This is a genomic window from Corallococcus sp. AB018, from assembly GCF_003986945.1.
GTDB lineage: Bacteria > Myxococcota > Myxococcia > Myxococcales > Myxococcaceae > Corallococcus > Corallococcus exiguus.
In genome coordinates this window covers 1-6410 of the sequence record NZ_RAWR01000351.1, presented here as the reverse complement: position 1 = coordinate 6410, position 6410 = coordinate 1, and the positions used below count along the sequence as shown (strand labels likewise).

The 6410-nt window shown below is 72.0% G+C and carries 5 protein-coding genes; 1 reads left to right on the top strand and 4 read right to left on the bottom strand.

From position 1 onward, the window contains the following. Positions 1-230 precede the first annotated feature (230 nt). Positions 231-1940, bottom strand: a complete 1710-nt coding sequence (locus D7Y11_RS41000; RefSeq protein WP_126936393.1) for a R3H domain-containing nucleic acid-binding protein — start codon at positions 1938-1940, stop codon at positions 231-233. A 343-nt stretch (positions 1941-2283) separates the two neighbouring features. On the opposite strand from D7Y11_RS41000, the gene D7Y11_RS40995 reads away from it, so the two are divergent. Beyond that, positions 2284-2766 (top strand): response regulator, encoded by a 483-nt coding sequence (locus D7Y11_RS40995; RefSeq protein WP_120580846.1) that lies wholly within the window; start codon positions 2284-2286, stop codon positions 2764-2766. On the opposite strand, the gene D7Y11_RS40990 is transcribed toward D7Y11_RS40995, so the two are convergent. From D7Y11_RS40990 to D7Y11_RS40980, 3 genes are all read right to left on the bottom strand, one after another. Next, a complete protein-coding gene (locus D7Y11_RS40990; protein WP_121755797.1) occupies positions 2700-3278 on the bottom strand; it encodes a GNAT family N-acetyltransferase in 579 nt (192 codons plus the stop codon). The genes D7Y11_RS40995 and D7Y11_RS40990 overlap by 67 nt on opposite strands. A gap of 37 nt (positions 3279-3315) precedes the next feature. Then, positions 3316-3507: a hypothetical protein gene (locus tag D7Y11_RS40985; RefSeq protein WP_121755798.1), complete on the bottom strand. Its 192-nt coding sequence runs from the start codon at positions 3505-3507 to the stop codon at positions 3316-3318. Between the two features lie 106 nt (positions 3508-3613). Next, the coding region (locus D7Y11_RS40980; RefSeq protein WP_233607567.1) for a CHAT domain-containing protein at positions 3614-6410 on the bottom strand (2797 nt) is incomplete at its 5' end.

Sequence of the window (6410 nt, the reverse complement as noted above, 5' to 3'; positions counted from 1 at the left end):
CGCGGCGTCGGGTCCTTGGCGACGCGGCGTCTGCTCCGCTGCTCCGCAGACGAGCAGGAGGCTCCCTCTTCTGACGTCATCTCCCTTCTACAGGACCCATCAGATTGCTTATTCCGCGCAACCCTCCAGTCGGACAAGTTCGCGCGGTCCGCCCCCCGCCGGCCCCGGTCCAAAACCTGTCCGACAGTCGGACAAGTTCGCGCGGTCCGCCGCCGGAGGGGAGGCCGCGCTCAGGTCCGAGGGGGCTGGGAGATGCCTTCGTCCGCGGGCGAGGCTTCCGGGTTCGCGTCCTCGTCATCCCCGGTCTCTTCGTCCGCGGCCAAGGAGTCGTCGTCCTCCAGGTCGTCATCCGGCTCCGGCGCGTCCACATCCTCCGGCGCGGTGTCGGACGCTTCTGTCAGGACGGTGCCCAGCGGGTAGAGGACCAGGTGGCGCAGGGGCTCGCTGCCCACGCTCACGGCCTCCAGGTGGTTCTTCACCACCAGGGTGTGCTGCAACTTCCGCAGGCGCGACGGGCGCGGCGCGAGCGGCAGGCTGATGCCCTCCGAGAGCACGCGCTGGATGGCCTCCTCCGCGTCCGCGACCGCGGCGTTCACGTCCGCGGGGTCCACGCCCTCCAGCAGGTGGAACTCCGTGCGCAGCGCGCGGCGGATCTCCGTGGCGCTGTTGCGCTTGATGGCCAGCACCCGCGCTCCCACGCGCTCGGCCGCGCGGCGCAGCCGAGGCGAATTCGCACGGCTTCTCAGCGTGAGCACCACCTCCGCGTTCTCCGGACGGCCCACCACCACGGCCTCCACCGGCAGGTCGCGCAGCACGCGCTCCAGCAACTCGCGGCTCACCGCGTGCGCGGCGATGCGCGTGGGCCCGGGCCGGGGCGCTCCCAGCGCGGGCGTCCCCTTCGGCACGCGTCCTCCCGGAGGCGTGGCCTCCACCACCTGCGGCGCGGCCTCCACGTGCACGGCGCCGTCCTGCTGTCGCCGCTTCTCGCCGCCCACCTCCACGCCCGCGAGCAGCCGGTCCACCGCGCCGCCCGTGTCGCGGTGCACGCGCACCTCGTCGCGGTTCACCATCTCCACCACGATGTCGAAGGTGGGCGTGCTCTTGCGCTCCGTGACGGTCTTCTGCGTGCCCCGGCGCCGCGCCTCGTCGTCGCTCAGCGTGACGGTCTGCACGCCGCCCACCAGGTCGGACAGCGTGGGGTTCAGCACCAGGTTCTCCAGCGTGTTGCCGTGCGCCGTCGCCACCAGCTGCACGCCGCGCTCCGCGATGGTGCGCGCGGCGGCGGCCTCCGCGGCGGTGCCAATCTCATCCACTACGATGGCCTCGGGCATGTGGTTCTCCACCGCCTCGATCATCACGTCGTGCTGACGGTCCGGCCGGCTCACCTGCATGCGCCGAGCACCGCCGATGCCGGGGTGCGGGATGTCCCCGTCGCCGCCAATCTCGTTGGACGTGTCCACCACCATCACGCGCTTGCCCAGCGCGTCCGCGAGCACGCGCGCCACCTCGCGCAGCTTCGTCGTCTTGCCCACGCCCGGCCGCCCGAGCAGCAACAGGTTGCGCCCGGACTCCACCAGGTCGCGCAGCATGTCGATGGTGCCCTGGATGGCGCGCCCCACGCGCAGCGTGAGCCCCACCACGCGGCCCTGGCGGTTGCGGATGGCCGACACGCGGTGGAGCGTGCGCTCGATGCCCGCGCGGTTGTCGCCGCCCACCTCGCCCACGTGGGCGAGCACCGCCTGGAGCGCCTCCTGATCCACGGGCGCTTCGGACAGCCGCGCCACACCGTGCACCAGCCGAGCCTCCGGAGGCCGCCCCAGGTCCATCACCACTTCCAGCAGCTCCGCTTCAGGCAGCCGCCGTACCGCCTCCTGGAGCGACGGCGGAAGGACCGCCACCAGCAGGGCGAAGTCATTGTTGGCGGGAGTTCCAGAAGCCATCCCCCAAAGCTGCCTCGCCCCGCCTGGCCGCGCACGGCTTTGCGTGATGCACAAAACGGGGCGCCGGCCGGGCGCTGGAGTGTCCGGTTTCCCACCCTTCCCGCTCACCTGTTTTCACTCACAGTGACATATCGGGGTCAGGGTCACCCCTGCGGCATAGGGCCCTTTTTCCCCACCTCCGCGCGACATTGAGACCTGGAATTCGTACTCAAAGTACGGGCATCCCAGGTCTTCAGGCCTAGGGGCATTGTGCATGAATACAGGTATGGCGTATATTGCACAGCATACCTGGACGTAATGCACTTCAGACCTTTCCCCCGAGGTCTTGAAAGGCGGAGACGCGATGGCGGAAGGCAAGTTGAAGGCGCTTGTGGTGGATGATGACCCACTCGTGCTGGAGCTGGTGGAGCGCTCCATCAGCCGCTACGGCTTCGAAGTCGTCACCACGCGCGCGGCGCTGGGCGTGGCCAACCTGCTGCGGACCGAGCAGCCGGACATCGTGCTCCTGGACGTGAACATCCCGGCGCTGAGCGGCGACCGCATCCTGGGCGTGGTGCGCCAGTTCGCGGGTCCGGACACGCTCTTCATCCTGTACTCGTCCATGGACGAGTCGCGGCTGCGCGAGCTGGTGCGCGCGTCCGGCGCGGACGGCTACATCCCCAAGGGTGTCACCGGTCCGGAGCTGGCGCTGAAGCTGTCCGGCCTGCACCACAAGCGGATGGCGAACCGTCCCACGCCGGTGCGCGTGGATCCGGTGCTTCAGCGCGACGTGTCCGCGCCCCAGTCCCAGAGCACCACGGCCCAGGTGTCGATGGCGTCGCGGTAGGTGTGGACGGTCTCGAACCCGACCCGCGCGTGCGCGCGCAGGGAGCGGGTGTTGCGCGCCGAGACCTCGGTCACGACGCAGTCGAAGCGCGAGCGAAGCTGTTCGCGGTGCTGGTGGTAGAGCGCGTCGAAGAGGCCCATCCCCCGGTGGGCCTTGTCCACGCACACCTGCCCCATCACGTAGAAGCGCTGGTCCTTCAGCGGCCGGCCCCGGTGCTCGAGCCCTTCGAGGAGCGCGAACATCGGGTCCAGGACGGGGACCAGCGCGCGGCACTCGCGGGGCATCACCAGCGCGTACGCCACCACGTCGGAGCCCTGCACGGCGATGATGCTGGGCACGAGCGCGTGCATGCGCTCCAGCGTGGCCAGGTCATGCTGGACGGTGACGAAGCCCTGGGCGTGCTGCTCCTCTGGAGACAGCGCGGGAGTCAGGTTGCGGCGCTGCAGGGCCAGCACCTGCTCCAGCTCTTCTGGAGACTGCACGGCCCTCACGACATACGGATGCGACGGCATGGCGCGGGAGCATAGGCCCGCGCCACGCCCGCGAGCGTCAGCGATCGAATCCTGCCGGCCCCGGCGGAGGCTTGTCCGGCAGGTCGCTGTGGAACTCTTCGCGCTGTTCCTCCGGCGCCACGGGTGACGCGTCCACGCCAGCGGGTCCCGGGGGCGGCTTGTCCGGGAGATCGTTCTGGGGCTTGTCCTTCCCGGGGGCCTGACCCGCACTGTTCCGACAGTTCTTCATGTCCGTCCTCCTGAAGGGCCGCCGCGGGATGGGCGCTTCCGGCTTGCGTGCGGCTCCTTCTTGAAAACGTGCTGGGTCCGGTTCTTTTAAATGACCTTACGGATCGTCATTCGAACAGGAGCACGTCGTGCACCCAGCGGTCACCGGGGGAGGCCTGGAGCCAGGCTTGCCGCTCGTCGCGCAGGGCCACGCTGGGCAAGGCGCCCGCGTGGATGCGCTCGCGCACGTCGTTGAAGAAGCGGCCCGCGGTGTCCGGGATGTCCACCGTGGCGGCCAGCACCGCGCGCGCCCCGGCGTCGAGGAAGGCCACCGGCAGGCTGAAGGACTCGTGCGGGAAGGGCGCGGTGCGCGCGGCGCCGCATGCGGCCAGGAACACCAGCGGTGCCTTGGAGAGCCCGTGAGCGCGCACCTGGTTGGCGGTGAGCGCGTACCGGCCATCCTGCTCCGGGGCCAGCATGAGGAGCGAGGCGTCCGACAGCTCCGGGCTGAACACGCCGTGCGTGTGGATCTCCACCTCGGTGGCGGTGGCCATCGCCTCCAGCACGCGCGATGGCGTGGCTCGCGCGCCCTCCAGCATCACGCGCCGGGCGTCTTCCCCAGGGGGATGCGACATCGGAGGCAGACGCGGAAGGCCCAGGGCCGCGGGCGTGTCCACGTTGGAGACAACCAGGTGCTCGCCGCTGTCCACCGGCGGAAGAGGGCCCACGGTCGCGTGGCCTACCCGGTAGCTCCAGGCGATGTCCGGCGGGAGCAGCCGGGGCAGGCCATTCACGGGAGGCGGGGCCAGCACCTGCACCTGCTCACACCCGCGCAGCGCTTCCTGTAACGCGGGCGGTACCAGCCCGGAGGCGTCCTGGCCGAGCGGCGCCGTGCGCGTCTGGGTGAAGTCCCCGTGCACCGCGCCCGAAGGGCCACGCGCCACCGCGAGCGTGCGCTCGTGCTGCACCGACACCGCGAGCACGCAGCGCTCCGGCACCTCGGTCACCTGGAACTGGCGGCCCGCGAGGGCGAGCGCCTCCACGAACGCGCCCGTGCGTCCGGCGTCGGAGATGAGCGCGGCGGAGGCGCGGGCCTGGGCGCGGCGGGCGTACACGTCGCCGGGCCACTGCTCCGCCTGCGTGAGGACGCTCCGCAGCAGGGCGCGTCCAGCGGTGGGGTCGCGCTCCAGCTCGAACTCGCCCTGGATGGAGTCCAGCAACGCGCGTTCACCGGGGCGAGCCTGGCCCTGCCTCAGTCCGGAGAGGGCACGGGACAGCGCGTCCGCCGCGCCGGGCATGGGGCCGAAGCGGGCCAGGTCCGCGAGCACGCCCGCGCCATTCAGCCCCAGCGGCAGGCCGGACTCCATCGACTGCTCCAGGTGCTGGCGGGCCTCGTCCACGCGGAAGTCCATCCACGCCAGGGTGGCCAGGTTGCGGTGCACGTAGTTGAGCTGCGTGCGGTCGTCGGGCACGCGCGCCAGCGACTCCCTGAAGTACGCGCTCGCGGTGGGGGCGACGTGGTGGAAGCGCGCCACCTGCGCCAGCTCCTGGAGGAACAGCCGCTCCTGCTGCCATTCTCCCTGCTTCTTCGCCAGCTGCCAGCCGCGCAGCGCGTGTGCGTGGGCCTCGGCGGGGCGGTGCAGCTCGCCCAGGTACATGTCCGTGAGCCACGCGTGCAGGTCGGCGCAGCGGTAGTCCAGCCGCTCCGCCGCGCACGTGCGCAGCGCCTCCCGCACGCGCGCCTCCGCCTTCCACCACTGGCCGTCGCGCACCTCCTGGTTGGCGCGCTCGCGTTCGGCGATGAGGTGGAACCACGGGTCGCCCAGTCCGTCCGCGGCGCGAGCGAACACCGCCACGTCCACGGGCCGTCCCGCCGTGAGCTCGTACCCGAGCGCGCCCACGTACAGGTCGTCCTCGCCGGAGCGCCGCAGTGTCTCCAGGAAGGCCGGAGGGAAGGGCGTCCTGCCGCGCACGGACCGCGCGTAGTCCCGGGCGAGCGGTTCTCGCTTCTGGAAGTCCCGCGCGGCCACGCGGGTGACGGTCGCGTGCAGCACCGTGCCGCCGCCATAGGCCCGGTCCAGGGTGTCCGCCAACGGCAGCAGCCGCAGCGCCGCGTCCTTCGAGGGAGCCGCGCGGACCGCGTCGTAGAAGGCCAGCCGGACGATGCCCGGAAGGTTCGCGGCCTCCTTCAAAGGCAGCGGCGCGTTGGAGTCCGCCATCAGGTCCTGCGTCGCCGCGAAGGCCTGCTTCCAGGCGCGGCCCCGGGCCAGCGTCTGTTCCCGCAAGAGGCCCGCATGGGTCCGCGCCTCCGCGCTCCAGCCGGGCTCGCCCAGCTTCGCCACGGCGTCGAAGGCATCCGCCGCGAGCAGGGGCAGGTCCAGGTTCCGCAGGACCAGCGCGTGGTTCCACAGGGCCTGTGGATGGTCTGGCTGCTCGCGGAGCACGTCCTCCAGCACGGCCAGGGCCTCGTCGAGCGCCGTCTGTTCGGAGGCCCCGGCATGGGCCAGCGCCAGCGCGACCGCGCGGTCGGAGTCCACGTCCGGGGAGGCGGCCGCGTTGCCCAGGTAGTTCAGGGCCTGCCGCGCGTCGCCCGCAAGCAGGTACGCGGAGGCGATGCCCCGCCAGTCCTGCCGGTCCTCCATCCGGGCCAGCTCCCGCAGCGGTAGCGGCGCCGCCGCGGGAACCCCTCCGCGCATGGGCACGTAGGGGCGGTGTCCATCCAGGGGGACGGAGGTCAGCCGGGCCTCCAGGGGCCGGGTGGGCTCCGGCGCGGACCACGGCGAGGGGGGCTCTCGCGTGACGCGCGTCGACCAGATGCTCACGGCGGCCAGGGCCAGGGCGAACGCCCCCAGGTGACTCCAGTGGGGGCGCTGGCGGCGCGGATGCGGCGGCGGTGCCATGACCTCGGCGGGCTCGGATGGGGGG

Excerpts from the sequence above, each read along its gene's own strand:
- D7Y11_RS41000 (WP_126936393.1), bottom strand. The coding sequence starts at position 1,940 with ATGGCTTCTGGAACTCCCGCCAACAATGACTTCGCCCTGCTGGTGGCG.
- D7Y11_RS40995 (WP_120580846.1), top strand. The coding sequence starts at position 2,284 with ATGGCGGAAGGCAAGTTGAAGGCGCTTGTGGTGGATGATGACCCACTC.
- D7Y11_RS40990 (WP_121755797.1), bottom strand. The coding sequence starts at position 3,278 with ATGCCGTCGCATCCGTATGTCGTGAGGGCCGTGCAGTCTCCAGAAGAG.
- D7Y11_RS40985 (WP_121755798.1), bottom strand. The coding sequence starts at position 3,507 with ATGAAGAACTGTCGGAACAGTGCGGGTCAGGCCCCCGGGAAGGACAAG.